The 19,864-nt window shown below is 47.4% G+C and carries 17 protein-coding genes and 1 pseudogene; 15 read left to right on the top strand and 3 right to left on the bottom strand.

Going from position 1 to position 19,864, the window contains the following annotated elements:
• Window positions 1–219: 219 nt before the first annotated feature.
• Window positions 220–462, bottom strand: a pseudogene (locus D829_RS0100325) (general stress protein); the annotation flags it as partial.
• 124 nt (window positions 463–586) lie between these two features.
• Window positions 587–1,627, bottom strand: coding sequence for a hypothetical protein (locus D829_RS0100330; RefSeq protein WP_017686831.1), 1,041 nt, complete (start codon window positions 1,625–1,627; stop codon window positions 587–589).
• A gap of 222 nt (window positions 1,628–1,849) precedes the next feature.
• Here D829_RS0100330 and D829_RS0100335 point away from each other — a divergent pair, with 222 nt between their 5' ends.
• From D829_RS0100335 to mgrA, 6 genes are all read left to right on the top strand, one after another.
• Window positions 1,850–2,815 (top strand): sugar kinase, encoded by a 966-nt coding sequence (locus D829_RS0100335; RefSeq protein ID WP_017686832.1) that lies wholly within the window; start codon window positions 1,850–1,852, stop codon window positions 2,813–2,815.
• 88 nt (window positions 2,816–2,903) lie between these two features.
• A complete protein-coding gene (locus tag D829_RS0100340; protein WP_017686833.1) occupies window positions 2,904–3,569 on the top strand; it encodes a bifunctional 2-keto-4-hydroxyglutarate aldolase/2-keto-3-deoxy-6-phosphogluconate aldolase in 666 nt (221 codons plus the stop codon).
• 94 nt (window positions 3,570–3,663) lie between these two features.
• Entirely contained in the window at window positions 3,664–4,428 is a 765-nt protein-coding gene (locus D829_RS0100345; RefSeq protein ID WP_017686834.1) for an alpha/beta fold hydrolase, read from the top strand.
• Window positions 4,429–4,492: 64 nt separating this feature from the next.
• Window positions 4,493–5,260 carry an HAD family hydrolase gene (locus D829_RS0100350; protein ID WP_017686835.1) on the top strand — a complete coding sequence of 256 codons (768 nt, stop codon included), beginning with the start codon at window positions 4,493–4,495 and terminating at the stop codon, window positions 5,258–5,260.
• A 42-nt stretch (window positions 5,261–5,302) separates the two neighbouring features.
• Window positions 5,303–6,043 carry an NAD-dependent protein deacylase gene (locus tag D829_RS0100355; protein WP_017686836.1) on the top strand — a complete coding sequence of 247 codons (741 nt, stop codon included), beginning with the start codon at window positions 5,303–5,305 and terminating at the stop codon, window positions 6,041–6,043.
• 78 nt (window positions 6,044–6,121) lie between these two features.
• Window positions 6,122–7,129 carry an L-glyceraldehyde 3-phosphate reductase gene (gene mgrA, locus D829_RS0100360; RefSeq protein WP_017686837.1) on the top strand — a complete coding sequence of 336 codons (1,008 nt, stop codon included), beginning with the start codon at window positions 6,122–6,124 and terminating at the stop codon, window positions 7,127–7,129.
• 81 nt (window positions 7,130–7,210) lie between these two features.
• On the opposite strand, the gene D829_RS0100365 is transcribed toward mgrA, so the two are convergent.
• Window positions 7,211–8,185, bottom strand: a complete 975-nt coding sequence (locus tag D829_RS0100365; protein ID WP_017686838.1) for an AraC family transcriptional regulator — start codon at window positions 8,183–8,185, stop codon at window positions 7,211–7,213.
• Between the two features lie 153 nt (window positions 8,186–8,338).
• Between D829_RS0100365 and D829_RS0100370 the strand changes: the two genes are divergently transcribed.
• The 9 genes from D829_RS0100370 to ptsG all read left to right on the top strand — a co-directional run bounded on the left by D829_RS0100370 (window position 8,339) and on the right by ptsG (window position 19,853).
• On the top strand, window positions 8,339–9,520 hold the full coding sequence (locus D829_RS0100370; protein ID WP_017686839.1) for a galactokinase: 1,182 nt from the start codon (window positions 8,339–8,341) through the stop codon (window positions 9,518–9,520).
• A gap of 1 nt (window position 9,521) precedes the next feature.
• Window positions 9,522–10,511: a UDP-glucose 4-epimerase GalE gene (galE, locus tag D829_RS0100375; RefSeq protein ID WP_017686840.1), complete on the top strand. Its 990-nt coding sequence runs from the start codon at window positions 9,522–9,524 to the stop codon at window positions 10,509–10,511.
• A gap of 14 nt (window positions 10,512–10,525) precedes the next feature.
• Window positions 10,526–12,124 (top strand): UDP-glucose--hexose-1-phosphate uridylyltransferase, encoded by a 1,599-nt coding sequence (locus tag D829_RS0100380; RefSeq protein WP_017686841.1) that lies wholly within the window; start codon window positions 10,526–10,528, stop codon window positions 12,122–12,124.
• A 150-nt stretch (window positions 12,125–12,274) separates the two neighbouring features.
• Window positions 12,275–12,862, top strand: a complete 588-nt coding sequence (locus D829_RS0100385; RefSeq protein ID WP_017686842.1) for an MSMEG_1061 family FMN-dependent PPOX-type flavoprotein — start codon at window positions 12,275–12,277, stop codon at window positions 12,860–12,862.
• Window positions 12,863–12,954: 92 nt separating this feature from the next.
• Window positions 12,955–14,118 carry an iron-containing alcohol dehydrogenase gene (locus D829_RS0100390; RefSeq protein ID WP_017686843.1) on the top strand — a complete coding sequence of 388 codons (1,164 nt, stop codon included), beginning with the start codon at window positions 12,955–12,957 and terminating at the stop codon, window positions 14,116–14,118.
• 218 nt (window positions 14,119–14,336) lie between these two features.
• Entirely contained in the window at window positions 14,337–14,873 is a 537-nt protein-coding gene (locus tag D829_RS0100395; RefSeq protein WP_017686844.1) for a hypothetical protein, read from the top strand.
• A 63-nt stretch (window positions 14,874–14,936) separates the two neighbouring features.
• On the top strand, window positions 14,937–16,493 hold the full coding sequence (locus D829_RS0100400; RefSeq protein ID WP_017686845.1) for a flotillin family protein: 1,557 nt from the start codon (window positions 14,937–14,939) through the stop codon (window positions 16,491–16,493).
• 165 nt (window positions 16,494–16,658) lie between these two features.
• Window positions 16,659–17,513 (top strand): PRD domain-containing protein, encoded by an 855-nt coding sequence (locus tag D829_RS0100405; protein ID WP_017686846.1) that lies wholly within the window; start codon window positions 16,659–16,661, stop codon window positions 17,511–17,513.
• Between the two features lie 288 nt (window positions 17,514–17,801).
• Window positions 17,802–19,853: a glucose-specific PTS transporter subunit IIBC gene (ptsG, locus tag D829_RS0100410; protein WP_017686847.1), complete on the top strand. Its 2,052-nt coding sequence runs from the start codon at window positions 17,802–17,804 to the stop codon at window positions 19,851–19,853.
• The last annotated feature ends 11 nt before the right edge of the window (window positions 19,854–19,864 follow it).

The raw sequence follows: 19,864 nt of genomic DNA on the forward strand, positions 1-19,864 counted from the left end.
TACCGGCATGCCGGTGTCGAGCTCCCCGTAGTTTGTGAAATTCTTTGCTGCTTTAAACCCGTGAACACCCAGTTTTTCTATTGAGTCTATCACAACCGTCGTCATATTTCTACAATCAATAGAAAGAAGCCTCAAACCATTTTCATGGAATTAGACTTCTTGATTTACGGGAAAGCTATGATCATGTTTCGATGTGGCGAGCAGAATTCATTAGTTGCTTCCGCCTTTGCGTCCAATCTCACGATAGAATTCCTTATCATGGGTTTCGGAGGTTGCTTCGCCGCCCTTGCGTCCAATCTGCTTGTAAAAGTCAGTGTCATGGGCATCTGAAGTCGCTTCTCCACCTTTTTTTCCAATCATCTGGTAGAAGCTTTGATCATGATTTTTGGAAGTGGCTTTGCCACCTAATCTGCCAGCTTCTTCACGGCTCATCTTGCGTTCTGACGTCGGTTGACGTGCCATTACAAATCACTCCTTACAACGATAAGTTGTTTTTTGTAGTGCGTATCCCTAATTTACCACGTCATTTCCAGTCTGAAACAACATCACCAGGGTAGGATCGATAGCGAAGAGATCCGCTAGAGCGTTATGCCGACCGTTTAAACACCTCATGCTGATTGAAAGAAAATCGGGATATATCTGGTTCAATTAAGGGTTTGAACGTGTGACGTACAGCCGGCAGAGCCAGTGTGACTGCGAAGAGTACAGCGATGACCAGTATGACTGGAATATACGCCGAGTTTCCCATATAACTGTAGACTCCAGACCAGATCGCGAGACGAACGAGAAAACCATGCAACAGGAATACGTAGAGTGTGCGTCGTCCAAGGTCCGTCAGTCTGGAAGTTAAGGAAGGTACCCAAGCCAAGAAAAGTGCTGCAGATGTGATCTCCAATAGGTAGACACCAAGTCGGAAGATGCCGGCATACCATTCGTGGTGACCCAGTTCGTCGTACGTCATGCTGCCGAGTAACCATCCGGTTGAAATATTCAAACCGCCATACCCGATCCATACCAACAGTGCAGCAGAGAGGATGGCTGCGGTTTTTCGCCCCCAACCGGATAATAAACGTGAACGGATGGTTGCTCCATAGTCATAACCGATGACAAAGAACGGCAGGAATACAAACGTACGGCTGAAGCTGAGCCAGAACCCGTCGATGGGCAAATACCCGGCAATTATACCGAGCCCAATCGATCCAATCAGCCGATATATCGGTTTCCAGAAAATCGTCAGACGAAGCAACAGTCGCCAACAGAAATGACTCGCGAGAAACCATAACAGCAAGTAAGGTGCAAAGAAGGATAGCCGCATATGGGGTGTGTGGAATACGGTAAAGTCCATTAATGCGTATAAGGACTGAAACAGTACATATTGTAGTGCAATCTGCTTCAGGACATTTCGCCCAGATGCACCTTGAAGTGAGTGTGTCGCAAAATACCCGGTTACCCATACAAAGAGTGGCATGTGAAACGTATATATCCACAGGAACAGAGCTTCTGCTCCTGCAAAGCGTGTGATGAGTGGTTCCAGTGCATTACCAGCAAGGACACAGACGATAAGCATAAAGCGCAGATTGTAAAAGAAAGATTCCTGATCATCCCGGATCAGTGTCTGTTTTTTCATGGTGTAGCCCCCTTATAGACCCTAGTTGCAAGGTCATTTGCATCTGTAATAAGGGTAATACGGATGTACATTATCTATTGTGATTTAATTCACATTGGTAAGCGCTATCTTTTCTCAAAGCTGTGACAACAAAATGAACGCAACGGGATTGACAACGGTTGCATAGAGGATGACAATAGTAAAAGAAGATGAGGGAATGTAAATATAAGGAGGGAAGAAATCATGTCAACGAGTCCCTATCCAAGCCCGGAAATTATTACGTTTGGGGAGAGTATGGGTTTGCTGACCGCCAAGGATACAAGAGGGCTGGAATATGCAGCCACACTGGACAAGTCTTTCGGGGGTGCTGAGAGCAATCTGGCTATTGGCGTATCCCGCCTGGGGCATACCAGTGGTTGGTTTGGACGCTTGGGCAATGATCCGATCGGCAGTATGATTCTAAAAGCCATTCGCGGTGAAGGCGTAGATGTATCCCGGGTAAGGTTAAGTGATGACGAGCCTACTGGTTTGATGATTCGTGAGAACGCTTCCGGGAAAGCCTCGGTGCATTATTATAGGAAGCTATCTGCTGCAAGTGCGATTACACCTGATGATCTGGATCCCGACTATATTGCCGGGGCGAAGATATTGCACGTTACGGGTATTACCGCAGCGATAAGCCCGTCCGGACTTGCTACGGTAGAGGCTGCCATACATATTGCCAAACAAGCAGGGGTGAAAGTAAGCTTTGATCCAAATCTGCGTCTCAAACTATGGTCTGCGGATGAGGCCCGTCCGGTTATACTGCGTTTAGCTGAACTGGCGGACTACTTTTTACCGGGTCTGGACGAGATGAAACTTCTATATAACGAAGAAAATGATCAAAAAGTACTTGAGCGTTTATCTGCCATGAATGCTGTGTGCATCGTGAAGGGTGGCCCTGATTTGACCTACGTATTGGCGAATGGTACCCTAACGGAAGTTCCGTACTTTAAGGCGGATTATGTTCTGGATACGGTAGGAGCAGGAGATGGTTTCTGCGCGGGATTTTTATCGGGTTTGTTAAAAGGATACTCCCCGCAGGAAGCAACCCGTCTCGGCAATTTGACCGGTTCCATGGTTATACAGGCTGTTGGCGATTGGGAGGCGCTTCCGACGTGGGAGCAGGTCGAGGCCAAGCTGAACAACGTTGCCCATGTTGAGCGCTAGTCGCTGCTGACATCATATATGGCTCATCTTCGTTCTGAAATGTAAGGCTTGTATACACAACCACCACATTGACAAGGGAGAGAATGAAATGAAGAAGCTTCAGCTGTTGCAAAAGATTACGGACAATGGGGTTGTGGCAGTTCTGCGTGCAGATTCTGCGGATCAAGTCATTGCCATGGCCGAGCAAGCGATTGCGGGTGGCATTAAAGTTATCGAGATTACGATGACAGTACCCAGTGCACTCAAAGCCATTGAAAAATTAAGCCGTGTATACCATTGGAACACACAAGATCCAGAGAAATTCGCGATTATTGGTGCGGGAACGGTGCTCGAACCGCAAACGGCGAGAGCGGCCATCATGTCGGGTGCCGAGTTTGTCGTTGGACCTTCCCTGAATCCGGATACCGTTCAGATCTGCAACCTGTATCGAATTCCGATTTTGCCTGGTGTAATGACGATTGCTGACGTTCAACGCGCATTGGAACTCGGCGTGGACATTGTGAAGTTGTTCCCGGGTAATCTGTACGATCCTTCGATTATCAAAACGATGAAGGGCCCTATGCCGCAGGCGAATTTTATGCCAACTGGCGGGGTATCCTTGTCTAATCTGGGGGATTGGATCAAGGGTGGAGCAGTGGCTGTAGGGATCGGTTCCGACTTGACATCGGAAGCTGTGAAGACGGGTGACCTGAGTCATGTCCGTCGCAAAGCGGAACAATATATGGATGCTTACCGCAAGGCCAAGGCTGAATAATATTTTTTCAATTCGTAGAAGGGGAGCCTGATAAACAAAGGCTCCCAATTCTGTGAGCCGCGGCACCTGCGGAAGTGAAGAAAGGTGATAAACGTTGAGAAATCGGTATAATACAGGGCGCAAGAAGAGGGGCATTGGGAAATTCCTGCTCGTACTTCTGGCGCTCATTGTCATTGGATGTGGATTTGTTGCGTGGAAATTATTCACACCATACGGTCCACAGGAAACAGCCCAAGCAGCTATGGAAACAGCCGATCAGGTGACGGTGAGTGAACAAGAGAACTGGATTGATTTTGTGCCAGACAAACCAAAGGGGAAAAGTGTACTTTTCTATCCTGGTGGACTGGTAAAACCGGAAAGTTATGCACCACTTGCGCATGAGCTGGCGGCTGCGGGTCATCACACGATTATTGCCAAGATGCCAGTTAACCTGGCAGTGCTCAAGCCAAACTTGGCAGATGAGATTCTGGCTGCATATCCGGACGAACAATTTGTTATGGGTGGACACTCTCTCGGCGGGTCCATGGCTGCACGTTATGTAGCCGCACATCCAGATGCACTTCACGGGATATTCTTCTTGGCATCTTACCCGGATGAAAAAGGAAGCGTAAAGTCACTTGGAATACCTGCATTATCCATTCTGGGTACTAAAGATGAGGTTGTGAATATGACCAAGTATCAGAGTGGACGTATGTATTTGCCCGCGGAGACGGTATATTACACCATTGAAGGTGGAAACCACGCCCAGTTTGGTGATTATGGTCATCAAAAAGGAGATGGCGAGTCAGAAGTGAGTGGAGAAGAACAGCTGAATCAGACGGTCAAGACGGTACTGGCTTGGTTAAGTACCATCAAGTAGATTTTGATTATTCTGCATTAAGGGCTGTATGCATTTATAGCATAACTTGATGGAGGTGATACGGATGACCATGCTTCAAGTAAATGGAGCGCAGATCCCATGTAAAGCTATCCTGTTCGATAAAGATGGAACACTGCTGGAATTCCTCCAGCTATGGGGGCCGTGGGCAGAGACGTTGCTGAGTCAGTTACAAGCACGTATGAATGAGCTTGGAGCTTCATTTACGGTTGAACGGGAGCACGTCCTGGGCACCATTCATAATGCAGAAGGTCACATTGTCGGCTATGATCCGCAAGGTCCACTTGCCATTGCGACTGTGGATGAGTGCACGGGATTGCTCGCGGGGCAGCTATATGCGGCAGGCATGCCATGGAATGAAGCGATCACCACGATACGCCAATTTTCAAGTGTGGCCATGAAATCGGTAAGAGAGCGCAAATCGGCTGAACCGATGCCAGGATTACTTGCTTTCTTACAGAGTTGCAGGGCAGCGGACATACTTCTGGCGGTCGTCACTTCAGACAGTACAGCGGCAGCAGAAACACATCTGGATTGGATGGGGATTCGTTCCTTTTTCACATCCATTGTGGGCTGTGATCGGGTGACCCAGGGCAAACCGGATGGAGAAGCAGCACTCTTGGCTTGCCGTGAATTACATATCGATCCTGCGGAGGCCGTTGTAATTGGAGACAGTAATGGGGATATGCAGATGGGGCGGCACGCAGAGGTATCCTATACGCTCGGTTACTGTCCGCAGTTAGATCAAGGATCTCACCTGGTTGATGCCCATGCCATTATTCGTCATTATAATGAGCTAAGCGTGATTATATAAGTCACCCTGGTCAGATTGAACGATATAAAAGGAGGAGAGAGGATGAACGCAACGGAACAACTGGCTGCCTGGATTCAGGAGAGCTCCCGGATTGTTTTTTTCGGAGGGGCCGGGACTTCAACGGAAAGCGGGATTCCCGACTTCCGCTCGGCTGCGGGTCTGTATCAGACGGAGCAGCATTCGCCTTATCCACCGGAAGAATTGTTAAGCCGACATTTTTTTGATCAACATGCCGATATTTTTTATGATTTTTATCGAGGCAAAATGCTTCATCCAGATGCGGAACCGAATGGGTGCCATCGACTATTGGCCCGTCTGGAGCAGGAAGGAAAACTTCAGGCAGTGATCACGCAAAATATCGATGGATTGCATCAGAAGGCAGGCAGCAGCAATGTTTTTGAGCTTCACGGCTCAATTCATCGTAATGCCTGCATGGATTGCAAGCAGTTTTATACGCTGAATGATATTATACAGTCCCAAGATACCGTGCCTCGCTGTATCACATGTGGTGGTGTGATCAAACCGGATGTGGTGCTGTACGAAGAGGAGCTGGATCAGACGACTTTGTATCGTTCCATTGATGCACTGTCTTCTGCAGATCTGTTACTCGTGGGAGGCACGTCACTGACGGTATATCCGGCGGCCCAGTTAATTACGTATTTTCAGGGAAAACATACCGTTCTGCTCAACGCTACACCTACCGCTTACGACCGCAGGGCTGATTTGCTGATTACAGAGCCGATTGGTGAGGTAATGAATAATGTGGACCAGCTTCTTGGTTAAACGTATGGACTGAATAACCGCATTCTCCGGTATAGACCGGATACAAGAGGCGGAACCTGGGGAAAGAAGGGATTCATAATGGTCTACGTAGCAAGCGATACTCGCTATGAAACGATGAAATATAACCGCGTTGGACGTTCAGGTTTGAAATTACCAGCGATTTCACTGGGGCTGTGGCATAATTTTGGCGGTATTAACAATGCCGAGAATGGCCGTAATATGATTACCCGTTCATTTGATCTGGGCATTACACATTTTGATCTTGCCAACAACTATGGCCCTCCGGCAGGTTCGGCAGAGCAGTTATTTGGACAAGTACTGGCCCAGGATCTGAAACCTTATCGTGATGAACTTGTGATCTCCACCAAAGCGGGTTATTATATGTGGCCCGGGCCGTATGGCGAGTGGGGTTCACGCAAAAATCTGGTATCCAGTCTGAATCAGAGCTTGAAGCGTATGGGTCTGGATTATGTGGATATTTTCTATTCACATCGTTATGATCCCGAAACACCTTTGGAAGAAACGATGATGGCACTGGATCATATTGTTCGCTCGGGCAAAGCCCTTTATGTAGGGATCTCCAACTATCCCGCAGAGCAGACGAGACAGGCTGCCGAAATTCTGAAGGGTCTGGGTACGCCCCTGTTAATCCATCAACCGAAATACTCGCTGCTGGAGCGCTGGATTGAAGATGATTTGCAGGACGTGCTGGATGAGTATGGAACAGGCAGTATTGCATTCTGTCCATTGGCACAAGGCGTGCTCACAAACAAATACTTGAATGGTATCCCGGAAGACTCACGTGCCAAAGGACCATCGGTATTCCTGAATGAGAACAACATCTCTCCAGAGACGCTCCGCAAAGTGCGTGCGCTGAATCAGATTGCAGCGGCCCGCGGTCAGAGCTTGGCCCAATTTTCACTCTCATGGGTGCTGCGTAATGGCAGGGTAACTTCTGCGCTGATTGGCGCAAGTCGTCCTTCCCAGATTGAAGAGAATGTGGCTGCACTCAGTCAGCTGGATTTCTCTACAGAGGAATTGGAACGGATTGAATCCATCCTGTCTCCGGAGCCTGATGACAAATAAATAAAGTGCAAAAGGTGCATCTTAGCCATAATGGCGGAATGCACCTTTTTTTGTCGTACGTGGTTCCTTCCGTTATGTTGCTCACCGTTTGATTTGTTGAGCGTTCTTCTGCAACTCCTGATGTAGTGGACGGGACAGTATTTTCTCTCGATACAAGCTAGGCGCTTCACCGTGAAATCGTTTGAACTGTTTGGAGAAATACAGCGCGTCTGGCAGTCCCACCGATGCAGATACCTGTTCGATGGACAAATCCGGGCGTTCCCTTAGGAGTTGGCGCGACTTGTCGATCCGCAGTTTCAGCAGATAAGTGACTGGTGAAAGTCCGGTTTCCTGTTTGAAAATACGGGATAGATACGCACGGTTGTATCCGAGACTCGCCGACATTTGTTCAATGGAGACTGGATAGGCGTACTGGGTAGACATATATTGAATCATCTGTTTCACCGTACGTCGGATGGATGATTCACCTGGAATTAAGGTTTGGCCCTGCGAAAGGTGATTTTGTGCTTCGGCTAGAATCATATATAGCGTACCCAGTGATATGAAATGAGAGCTTTCTTTGCGCTCGGCAAAAGCATCCTGCATCACGGATAGCCAATCGGAAATTCCACAAGAGTGTCCGGCATGAAAAACGGACTTCTCCGGGCGGAACCCGGCCTCCTCGGCATTCTGGGCAGCCTGACTGCCCGTGAAGGCGATCCAACGGTACTGCCATGGATTACGGGCATGTGACTGGTAGCTCACCAGTTGCCCGGGGTGAATGAGGAAACAATCACCTGCGGATAACTCGTAGGTGTGTAGTTCGGTACGGAACGTACCCGCTCCTTTTTCTACATAATGCAGCAGATAATAATCAAACAATTTAGGTCCGACGGCGTGCCCCGGAAGGGTCTGGCTTGCCCCGGCAAACAGGACATGCAGTGCGCTTTGTTCATAATAGACCGGATTGGAGGCAACGGAATAACTGAGTGCTCCACTTTTACCGGAAGGTGATTCCTGTATTTTTTCGTTAGAAGATGAAAGGGATTCTTTCTTGGTGTTGAATTGGTCTGACATGGTCGTTTCCTTCTTTCCGGGATGCTCCGATCATTATACGCCTTAAGGTCACATTTATCCATATGAAACACACATGGTTGCATTACAAGAGGCACCGCTTTCTTATATAATAACATTAAGAAAACCACAACAACGAGGCGAGGTGCACCAGCAGTGAACGTAACTGAATTGAAACAAAAGTTTATTGAGAAGTACGGAGAGAGTGGAGCGGACATCCGTGTATTTCATGCCCCTGGGCGTGTGAATCTGATTGGTGAGCACATTGACTATAACGGTGGATACGTGCTTCCGGCAGCACTTGAATTCGGAACAACTTTGATCATTCGTGAGCGTCAGGACAACAAGTTGCAACTGGCTTCCACGAACATGTCTTATGAAGGGGTACTAGACACTTCCTCCATCGGTAAGGAAAAAACCGGAGAATGGACCGACTATCCTGTAGGTGTCATGGTTGAATTGCAAGGCAAAGGTGTGAATGTAACAAAAGGCTACGACTTCCTGTACCACGGGGAGATTCCGAACGGGGCAGGACTTTCATCATCCGCATCTCTGGAGGTACTTACCGGATTTGCGATTCAGTCTCTGGAGGGTGTATCGGATATTGACACGGTTCAACTGGCGCTTTTGTCCCAGAAAGCGGAAAATGAGTTCGTAGGTGTCAACTGTGGAATCATGGATCAGTTCGCTGTCGCAAACGGTGCACAGGATCACGCGATCCTGCTGATGTGTGACACACTGGAGTACGAAAAGGTTCCTTTCCGTACAGGCTCCTACAAATTGGTCATCGGTAACACAAACAAACGCCGGGGTCTGGTGGATTCGGCTTATAATGAACGTCGCTCCCAATGCGAGCAGGCACTTGCCATCTTGAAGGAACAGCTGCCTGCACTGAATTACCTGGCTCAATTGACGCCAGAGCAGTTCATAACACTACAGGATCAGATTAAGGATGAGAAAGTAAGACAGCGTGCACAACATGTTGTGGAAGAGAACGCTCGTGTGCTCGCATCGGTCGAAGCATTGCAGGGTAATGATCTGGAAACCTTCGGCAAGCTGATGAATGCTTCTCATGAATCGCTTCGTGACTTGTACGAAGTAAGCTGTGATGAACTGGACGTTATGGTTGAAGAAGCTCAGCGGATTCCAGGCACGCTTGGTGCTCGGATGACTGGTGCAGGATTTGGCGGTTGTACCGTATCACTTGTGCATGAAGATGATGTCGAGCGTTTTGTAAGTGAAGTGGGCGCTGCATATGAAGCGCGTACCCGTCTCAAAGGTGATTTCTATGTATGCGGTGTAGGCGACGGTGTTAAAGAATTGAAGGAGGCGAAGTAAAATGGCAATTTTGGTGACAGGTGGAGCAGGGTATATTGGTTCTCATACGGTAGCAGCATTGTTGGAACGTGGAGAAGAGGTTGTTGTACTGGATAACTTGCAGACAGGGCATCGTGAAGCGTTGCTCGGCGGTAAGTTGTATGAAGGGGATCTGCGTGACAAAGAAATTCTGGCGAAGCTGTTCGCTGAGAATTCAATCGATGCAGTCATTCACTTTGCAGCCAACTCACTCGTAGGCGAGAGTATGAAAGACCCGGTTAAATATTATGACAACAACGTGTTTGGTACACTCTGTCTGTTGGAAGCGATGAATGCAGCGAACGTACGCCGCATCGTCTTCTCCTCTACAGCAGCTACCTACGGTGAGCCTGAGAAAGTGCCAATCGAAGAGAGTGATCGTACAGAACCAACCAACGTATACGGCGAAACAAAGCTGATGATGGAACGCATGATGTCATGGTTCGATAAAGTTCAGGATATTAAATACGTCTCCCTGCGTTACTTCAATGCAGCCGGTGCTCATGACAGCGGTAAAATTGGTGAAGATCACCAGCCAGAGAGTCATTTGATTCCACTCGTTCTGCAAACGGCTTTGAAACAACGTCCGCACATCGCCGTGTTTGGTGACGACTATGCAACAGAAGATGGCACATGTATCCGTGACTATATCCACGTGAGCGACTTGGCTGATGCACATCTGCGTGCAGTAGATTATCTTCGCAAAGGTGAGAACAGTAATGTGTTTAACCTGGGTAACGGCACAGGATTCTCGGTAAAACAAGTGATTGAAACAGCCAAAAAAGTGACTGGCCTTGATATCCCGGTTGTACAGGAGCCACGTCGTGCAGGTGACCCGGCTGTGCTGGTAGCTTCATCTGCGAAAGCGAGATCCGTCCTGGGCTGGAATCCGAAATGGACCAATCTGGAAGATGTCATTCAAAGCGCTTGGAGCTGGCACCAATCACGTCCTGACGGATATGGAAAAAACTAGGAGGCGAATACCTTATGTCACAGACTCAACTTGCAGCAGGTGCCACAGAGCGGACACCGGAGCAGCAGGAAGCACTGCATGCCATTGAACGTCTGGTTGCATTTGCCTTGCAGAAACAATTAATCGAGGAAGCGGATTGGGATTATAGCCGCAACCTCCTGCTGGAACAATTCGGATTCTCAGAGCCTTATGCCGGCGAGTTGGACACGACTGTGCCCGATGGCCCACAGGCTATGCTGGATACGTTGATCGATTATGGATTTTCCATTGGACTCATTCCTGAAAATAGTGATACATTCCGTGATTTGCTGGATGCCAAAATCATGGGTCATTTGATGGCACGCCCATCCGAAGTGGTACGCGCATTCCGCCACACGGAGCAGACGGAAGGCATTGAGGCGGCCACATCCCAATTCTATGACTTGTCGATTAACTCCAACTACATCCGGATGGACCGGATATCGAAGAACGTTTACTGGACTCAGGACACGGCCTATGGAGACATGGAGATTACTATCAACCTGTCAAAACCGGAGAAAAGTCCAAAGGAAATTGCCATGGCGAAATTGCTTCCGCCGCCGGTATATCCAAAATGCCAGCTGTGTCGTGAAAATTTAGGTTATGCTGGTCGGGTGAATCACCCGGCCCGCCAGAATCTGAGAGTTATTCCGCTGGAACTTAACAACGAGCCTTGGTTGTTCCAATACTCGCCGTATGTGTACTACAACGAGCACTGCATCATTTTCCATCATGATCATGTGCCGATGAAACTGACCAAAGATACGCTGCGCAGACTGCTTGCCTTTGTCGGGGAGTATCCGCATTACTTTATCGGATCTAATGCGGATCTGCCGATCGTAGGTGGATCCATTCTGACACATGACCATTTCCAAGGTGGTCGTCATACATTCGCCATTCAAAATGCACAGCCAGAGGCGGTCTTCCGCCATGCGGATGCACCTGGACTTACATTGAGTCTTGTGAAATGGCCAATGTCCGTCATGCGTCTGGCCTCACACGATCCTGCAGAGCTGCTAGAAGTGGGTAACGCTGTATATGAAGCGTGGAAGGTCTACAGTGATTCTGCTGTGGATATCGAAGCATTCAGTGAAGTGGACGGCGAACAGGTACCACACAATACGGTAACACCAATCGTTCGTCGTAGTGCAGACGGTGGCTACGAGATGGATCTCGTATTGCGTAATAATCGTACGAATGATGTGCATCCTGAAGGGATTTTCCATCCGCACCGTGAAATGCACCATCTGAAGAAAGAAAACATTGGTCTGATCGAAGTGATGGGACTTGCCATCCTGCCAGGTCGTTTGAAAGAAGAACTGGACAGTATCGCGGATATCCTCGCTGGCGATGCCAAGCTTGCTGAAGCCGCCAAAGCTTCTGATCATGTGTTGAACAAACATCTGGGCTGGGCGGAAGAATTGATTGAACGGTTTGGTCCTAACCTGGACAAAGAACAAGCCGTTGCTATTGTACAGCAGGAAGTCGGCTTGAAATTTGCCGAGATTCTGGAGCATGCAGGTGTCTACAAATATGATGAAGCAGGACGCCAGGCTTTCCGTCGTTTTGTAAGCAGCATGGGATACACTGAATAGACATGTATAACGATGAACACCAGCCCCATGCGGAGGCTGGTGTTTTTGTCGTTCTTGACATTTGTGTGCATTGGAAAGAACTTCCGGGCCAGTTATAATGGAGAGAAGTCCTAGATTACCACAATAAATTGAGGGAATGGGGGTACTGAATTGGAAAAGCAGGCATTGAATATTCCGTTGATTACAGATGCTGAGGAGCTGCAAGGCATGGTGGGAGAACCGCATGAACATGTGCGTAACAAGGCAATTTCATTTGTGGATTCACATGTTCAGAACTTTATATCCATGTCACCATTATTTTTTCTCTCCACATCCGATCGTGCTGGAAAAAGTGATGTGTCACCTCGGGGTGATGGAGCGGGATTCGTAAAAGTGTATGATACATACCGGCTCGTCTATCCCGAACGCCCAGGCAATCGGCGGATAGACTCCTTGTTGAACATTTTGTCTAACCCTGGCATTGGTATGCTCTTTTTGATTCCGGGTCTGAATGAAGTGCTGCGTATTAATGGCACAGCATCCATTACTAAGGATGAGGAATTCATCGCCAGTATGGGCTGGAGTGGTAAAACCATAGGTGCAGCTGTCATTGTAGATGTGGAAGAGTGTTTTATCCATTGTCCGCGGGCATTCAAACAGGCTGGATTATGGGCCTCAGAAACATGGGTAGATGCTGAAAATTTGCCTTCAACGAGCGAGATGTTTCGAGCCCATTTGAAGATTAACGGGTTGTTATAAAGTGAGTGACTATCGATTTGTTTTTCTATAAACGGGGTACTATAATTGGAGTTGCACTAAAATTCTAAACTCCATTGGAGGCGACAATAGATATGAGATCTTTCCAATTCTATAATCCAACCCGACTGATTTTCGGTAAAGGACAACTGGAAGCATTAAAGACAGAAGTGCCGAAATACGGTAAACGGGTTCTGCTTGTATATGGTGGCGGTAGTATCAAACGCAGTGGTCTATACGATCAAGTGATCGGATTGCTTAAGGAAGCTGGAGCAGAAGTGACTGAACTGGCAGGTGTGGAACCTAACCCGCGTCTTTCTACGGTGCATAAAGGGGTAGACCTCTGTAAAACAAATAACATCGACCTGATCCTCGCTGTAGGTGGCGGTAGTGTACTAGACTGCTCCAAAGCCATTGCGGTAGGTGCCAAATATGATGGCGATATGTGGGATTTTGCTCAGCGCAAAGCCGTTGCACAGGACGCTCTTCCACTCGGTACCGTATTGACCATGGCGGCAACGGGTTCGGAAATGAACTCCGGTTCGGTTATTACGAATCAGGATACACAAGAAAAATTGGGTTGGGGTAGCGCTTATTCATTCCCTGCTTTCTCCATCCTGGATCCGGTGAATACATACACTGTTCCACTGGACCAAACGGTATATGGTATGGTGGATATGATGTCCCACGTATTGGAGCATTACTTCCATCTGGATGCCAATACACCGGTTCAACTCGGCTTCTGTGAGACGATTCTGCGTACTGTCATGGAATCAGCGCCTCGTCTGGTTGAAGACCTGGAGAACTATGAACTGCGCGAAACGATTCTGTATTGCGGAACAATGGCACTGAATGGCGTGCTGAATATGGGTCTCGCAGGCGACTGGGCAACACATAATATTGAACACGCGGTATCCGCAGTGTATGATATCCCACACGGCGGTGGACTTGCAATCTTGTTCCCACACTGGATGAAACATAACCTGGATGTCAATGTGGATCGATTCAAACGTCTGGCGATCAATGTATTCGAAGTGAATCCTGAAGGCAAGTCGGACAGACAGATTGCCGAAGAAGGTATTGATGCGCTCAGCAAATTCTGGACATCCATTGGTGCCCCTAACCGTTTGGCTGATTACGATATCGATGATAGCCAGATCGACGTAATGGCAGACAAAGCTATGCTGTTTGGCCCATTCGGTAATTTCAAGAAACTGCAACGAGAAGATGTTGTATCCATCTACAAGGCTTCTCTGTAATTCTATAATCACTGACAAGTGAACGGACACATCCTGTTGTCCAATAACCGCAAGTCTCCTTCATGGGGGCTTGCGGTTTTTTTATGTAATACCCATTATCGGGTTCAGAATACATTTGAGGAAAGATTTTGAAACATTTTGATGTTAGCTACGTATTTATTTACATGTGGAATGCTCAGTTAGGATGAATTTGCGGCAGAGGAGAGGAGGAACAGGGGATGGAGACAATTTATTGGGGGTGTCTGATCGGAGGAGCAATATTTGCGGTTGTCAGCCTTGTGCTGGGTGACTTGATTGACGGCTTGCTGGACGGAGCCTTCGAAATGCCAGGTCTTGATTTTTTCAAACCCGTTGTGCTAGCTGGTTCCATTACAACCTTCGGTGGGGCAGGCATAATGCTGACACGTTATAGTTCATTAAGTGCAATGTCGGGTCTAATATTATCCCTGCTTATAGGTATTGCTGCAGCCATGCTGGTATTCTTCGCATATATCAAACCGATGCGTAACAGCGATGTCTCGATTGCATTTTCAATGAAAGAGTTATCTGGGAAAATTGGGGAAATCACCATTCCGGTGCCGGAAAAAGGTTTTGGCGAAGTGATGATTCGTTTTGCTTCCGGTAGTACGATTCAAACGGCATCCAGTTTTGAACACCTCCCCATTGCGGCGGGAGCGCGTGTTGTCGTGGTAGATGTTGTAGATGGTGTATTGCGTGTATCGGAATGGGATGAAAATGTACTTAAAGATTTATAAAGTAGTTTAATCACCTAAGTAGTTTAAGCACTCATCATGAATGAATAAGGGGAGAGATGTGGAATGGAAAATTTGAATTTGAATTGGGATGTTTTGTTGATTCCTATAGTTGTAGTCGGAGTCATTTTAATTTTAGGTCTGGCTTTCTGGGCGAGATACAAAACGGTTGGGCCGGATGAAGCGATGATCGTTACGGGATCATTCCTGGGAAGTAAAAATATTTCCGATGATGACTCTGGCCGGAAAATTAAAATTGTTCGTGGTGGCGGTGCATTTATCCTGCCGATCTTCCAGCAATCAGAGTTCATCTCCTTGTTGTCCCACAAGCTGGATGTCTCCACACCTGAAGTGTACACGGAACAGGGTGTTCCAGTTATTGCTGACGGTGTCGCTATTATCAAGGTAGGGGGCGCTGTAGAGGACGTTGCTACGGCAGCTGAGCAATTCATCGGTAAACCTGTAGAAGCGCTGAGAAGCGAAGCACAGGAGGTTCTGGAGGGGCATTTGCGGGCCATCCTTGGTACGATGACGGTGGAAGAAGTATATCGGAACCGGGATCGGTTTGCGCAAGAGGTTCAAGGCGTAGCAGCTAGAGATCTGAAGAAGATGGGACTGCAAATTGTTTCATTTACCATCAAGGATGTTCGTGACAAACAGGGCTACCTGGATGCTCTCGGTAAACCGAGAATTGCTGCTGTGAAGCGGGATGCCGAGATTGCTGAAGCCGAAGCGATGCGTGATGCGCGTATTCAGAAGGCCAATGCGGAAGAGCAGGGTCAAAAAGCAGAGTTGCTGCGTGATACCAATATCGCTGAGGCAGCCAAAGAGAAAGAACTGAAAGTAGCAACATTTAAGCGGGATCAGGATACAGCCAAAGCGGAAGCCGATCAGGCTTACCATATCCATGAAGCGCGTGCGAGACAGATCGTGGTGGAAGAAGAAATGAAGGTTGAACTCGTTCGCAAAGAACGTGAGATTGATCTGCAGGAGAAAGAAATTGTCGTGCGTGAGAAGCAGTATGATGCCGAAGTGAAGAAAAAGGCAGAAGCGGATCGTTATGCGGTAGAGCAGGCTGCCGAAGCGGATAAAGCCAAAAGAATGCGTGAAGCCGATGCAGTACAGTATTCCATCGAAACACATGCCAAAGCAACAGCTGAACAGAAGCGACTTGAAGGTCAGGCCATGGCGGATGCAGAACTTGCCAAAGGTACAGCAGACGCAGAAGTTATTCGTTTGCGTGGTCTTGCAGAAGCAGAAGCGAAGGAAAAACTGGCCGAAGCGTTCCAGAAGTTTGGCGAAGCAGCTGTACTCGATATCATTGTCAAAATGCTGCCTGAACTGGCTGGCAAAATTGCAGAGCCAATTGCATCTATTGATAAACTGACGGTGGTAGATACAGGAAAAGGTGAAGGTGCAGCGCGAGTGAGTAACTATGTTACCGAACTTATGGCGACCGCTCCAGAGATGCTCAAGAGTGTATCCGGCATCGATGTAGAGCAGCTGATTAAAGGCCTTACGAAGTCTAAAACACCTGCGCCAGTTGCCATTCAACAGAGCGAGGCCGTGACAACTCCTTCTATAATCGACAAGATTGTGGAAAGAGCTGGAGTAGACGAGTAAGAAGCACTTCGAATCTTGCATGGTTGCTCTATTGACCTTAAGACGAATTTTTGTTACTTTTTAAGCGAGACGTCCGGCGCGGTTTGCCCGCTCCGGGTGTCTTTTCGTTCGTAACAGGGTGTGACTTAATCACACCTAAGATGGTGTGAAAAAGAGGTGCAAACAATGAGCAGCTTGCATGTAGACAAAGCGCTAAATAATAATGTAATCATTGCACAGCATCCTGAACACGGGGAAGTCGTTGTTATTGGTAAAGGCATTGGCTTTAACCGAAAACCGAGTGATCACATTCCATTGATGGCTGTGGAGAAAATGTTCATTTTGAAAAACCAGCAGGAGCAAGAGCAGTACAAACAGCTTCTTCCACAGGTGGATGAAGCACTGATCGAGATTATTAACGAAGTTATTACGTATATTGCAGAGCGTACGGACGTTCCTCTGAATGAACATATCCATATTGCATTAACCGATCACATTTCTTTCGCGTTAAAACGCAAGGAGCAGGGCATTATCATACAAAATCCATTTTTATATGAAACCCGCGAGATTTATCCTGAAGAATATCGAATGGGAGAATACGCTGTTCGTCTGATCAAAGAGAAAATAGGTGTAGATCTGGGGATGGATGAGATTGGTTTTGTTGCCCTCCATATCTATAGCGCAATGACCAATCAAAATATATCCCAGGTACGTGAACATTCACAATTGATCACTGATTTGGTGAACCTGGTGTCTGATCAACTCGATTATTCGTTTGAAACGGAATCGCTTGATTACTCTCGTTTGCTGACTCATCTTCGGTTCGCCCTTGAGCGTGTTCGCCGTGGAGACAAAGTGGAAGAGCTTCATAAGTTGGATTCCCTGCTTAAGTTGGAGTATCCCGAAATGTACTCGCTTGCATGGAAACTGACCAAAGTAATGGAGAAAAGACTGAAACTGCCGGTTTATCCTGCGGAGGTAGGTTATCTGACCATTCATCTGCAAAGGCTGAATCAGCGGAAGGAAGAAGAGAATAAGTGAGATCATTCCAGTGATGGAATGCGAAATTTATTTTTTTTAGTGTAAAGGCTTGCAATACATTAGAACTGGTGCTACAATGGTTTCCGTAATCAAGCAACTGAATAAACATAAGCGACGTGTTACTGACTCGATCAGGCATGAGTTAATTAAAGTGTGATTGTTCTTTCCTTGTACAGGGTATGCTATACCCCAAGGTTGGCACAGTTTACTTTGTTAATTCATGCCTTTTTTTGTGTTCCCTTGCTTGAATCACAACATATAAATTAAACGAAAGGGAGAAACGACGCGATGTTCAAAAAGCTTTTTGGTGTATTGCAAAGAGTAGGTAAAGCTCTCATGTTGCCTGTAGCCATTCTACCTGCGGCAGGTTTGCTGCTCGGAATTGGTAACATGCTAGTTAATCCAGATTTCTTGCAATATGTAACGGCGCTCGACACCCCTTGGGTGAACTCGATCGCAACAATTATGATGAACGCAGGTCAGATCGTATTCGATAATTTGGCATTGCTGTTCGCCGTCGGTGTAGCCGTCGGATTCGCAGGTGGCGAAGGGGTTGCAGGTCTCGCAGCGATCATCGGTTATCTGGTCATGAACGTCACACTGGGTACCGCAGTAGGGGTTACTCCGGCAATGATCGGTGAAGTACCGGGTTATGCCAGCATCTTGGGTATCCCAACATTAAGTACAGGCGTGTTCGGAGGTATAATCATAGGTATTGCCGCCGCGCTGTGTTACAATCGATTTTTCAAAATCGAACTGCCGTCTTACCTCGGTTTCTTTGCAGGTAAACGTTTCGTTCCGATTATCACTTCGGTTGTTTCCCTCTTAATTGGGTTGCTTCTGGTCATTATCTGGCCACCGATTCAAAATGGATTGAATACTGTATCTCACTTCATGGTAGATACAAGCCCGACATTGTCGGCATTCATCTTCGGAGTTGTAGAACGGTCATTAATTCCATTTGGTCTTCACCACATTTTCTACTCCCCATTCTGGTTTGAGTTCGGTGAGTATGTGAACAAAGCTGGAGATGTCATCCGTGGTGACCAGCAAATCTTCTTCAATCAATTGCGTGATGGTGTGAACCTCACAGCGGGCACATTCCAAGTTGGTAAATTCCCGTTCATGATGTTTGGTTTGCCAGCGGCCGCACTTGCGATGTACCATGAAGCAAGACCGGAACACAAAAAGTATGTTGCAGGTATCATGGGTTCAGCTGCGCTGACCTCGTTTCTGACAGGGATCACAGAACCACTTGAATTCTCGTTCCTGTTTGTAGCACCAATCCTGTTTGCAGTACACTGTATCTTTGCAGGTTTGTCTTTCATGACCATGCAAATTCTGGGTGTCAAGATCGGTATGACCTTCTCCGGTGGGTTCATCGACTTCCTGATCTTCGGGATTATTCCGAACCGTACACCTTGGTGGGACGTTATTATTGTCGGATTGATTCTTGCGGTGATCTATTACTTCGGTTTCCGGTTTATCATTCGCAAATTCAATCTCAAAACACCTGGACGAGAGGATGCAACGCCTGAAACCGAATCTGGCAGAGGCTCTGGTTCAACGGATGATCTGCCCCATAACATTCTTGAAGCTTTTGGCGGCAAGGAAAATATCAAACATCTGGACGCTTGTATTACTCGTTTGCGGATTGAAGTTAATGAGAAATCCAATGTGAAAAAAGATCGTTTGAAACAATTGGGTGCATCTGGTGTACTTGAAGTGGGTAATAATGTTCAAGCCATCTTCGGAACACGTTCCGACACGATCAAATCTCAAATGCAGGATATTATTGCAGGACGAACACCGGCACCAACGCCAGCGGCTGCCAAACCAACCCCTGAAGAGGAGAAGGCACAAGGTGAGCAAGGCGAGCGCATCGTTGCTGAGGATATTGTCATGCCAGTCAATGGTGAATTGCTGGACATTACAAACGTACCTGATCCGGTCTTTGCTGAGAAAATGACAGGTGATGGATTCGCAATTTTGCCACATGATGGTACGATAACTTCTCCGGTGTATGGTAAAGTGTTTAATGTATTTCCAAGCAAACATGCCGTGGGCATTATGTCCGATGGTGGCAAGGAAGTGCTTGTTCATATAGGTGTTAATACGGTGAAGCTGAAGGGCCAAGGCTTTAACGTACTGGTACAGGAAGGTGATCTGGTATCGGCAGGTCAGCCGATTATGGAAGTGGATCTGGAGTATGTCAAAGCAAACGCTCCTTCGATCATTTCACCAGTTATTTTCACCAACCTGCCAGAGGGCTCCACGGTAACTCTCAAGAAGAGTGGAGTGCTGAAAGTTGGCGAACAGCCAATCATTGAGATAAAATAAGAAGTGTTACG

This window comes from Paenibacillus sp. PAMC 26794 (genome assembly GCF_000316035.1).
In the GTDB taxonomy this organism is placed as follows: domain Bacteria; phylum Bacillota; class Bacilli; order Paenibacillales; family Paenibacillaceae; genus Paenibacillus.

Coding starts and splice junctions, on each gene's coding strand:
- D829_RS0100330 (WP_017686831.1), bottom strand. CDS start 1,627: ATGAAAAAACAGACACTGATCCGGGATGATCAGGAATCTTTCTTTTAC.
- D829_RS0100335 (WP_017686832.1), top strand. CDS start 1,850: ATGTCAACGAGTCCCTATCCAAGCCCGGAAATTATTACGTTTGGGGAG.
- D829_RS0100340 (WP_017686833.1), top strand. CDS start 2,904: ATGAAGAAGCTTCAGCTGTTGCAAAAGATTACGGACAATGGGGTTGTG.
- D829_RS0100350 (WP_017686835.1), top strand. CDS start 4,493: ATGACCATGCTTCAAGTAAATGGAGCGCAGATCCCATGTAAAGCTATC.
- D829_RS0100355 (WP_017686836.1), top strand. CDS start 5,303: ATGAACGCAACGGAACAACTGGCTGCCTGGATTCAGGAGAGCTCCCGG.
- mgrA (WP_017686837.1), top strand. CDS start 6,122: ATGGTCTACGTAGCAAGCGATACTCGCTATGAAACGATGAAATATAAC.
- D829_RS0100365 (WP_017686838.1), bottom strand. CDS start 8,185: ATGTCAGACCAATTCAACACCAAGAAAGAATCCCTTTCATCTTCTAAC.
- galE (WP_017686840.1), top strand. CDS start 9,522: ATGGCAATTTTGGTGACAGGTGGAGCAGGGTATATTGGTTCTCATACG.
- D829_RS0100380 (WP_017686841.1), top strand. CDS start 10,526: ATGTCACAGACTCAACTTGCAGCAGGTGCCACAGAGCGGACACCGGAG.
- D829_RS0100390 (WP_017686843.1), top strand. CDS start 12,955: ATGAGATCTTTCCAATTCTATAATCCAACCCGACTGATTTTCGGTAAA.
- D829_RS0100395 (WP_017686844.1), top strand. CDS start 14,337: ATGGAGACAATTTATTGGGGGTGTCTGATCGGAGGAGCAATATTTGCG.
- D829_RS0100400 (WP_017686845.1), top strand. CDS start 14,937: ATGGAAAATTTGAATTTGAATTGGGATGTTTTGTTGATTCCTATAGTT.
- D829_RS0100405 (WP_017686846.1), top strand. CDS start 16,659: ATGAGCAGCTTGCATGTAGACAAAGCGCTAAATAATAATGTAATCATT.
- ptsG (WP_017686847.1), top strand. CDS start 17,802: ATGTTCAAAAAGCTTTTTGGTGTATTGCAAAGAGTAGGTAAAGCTCTC.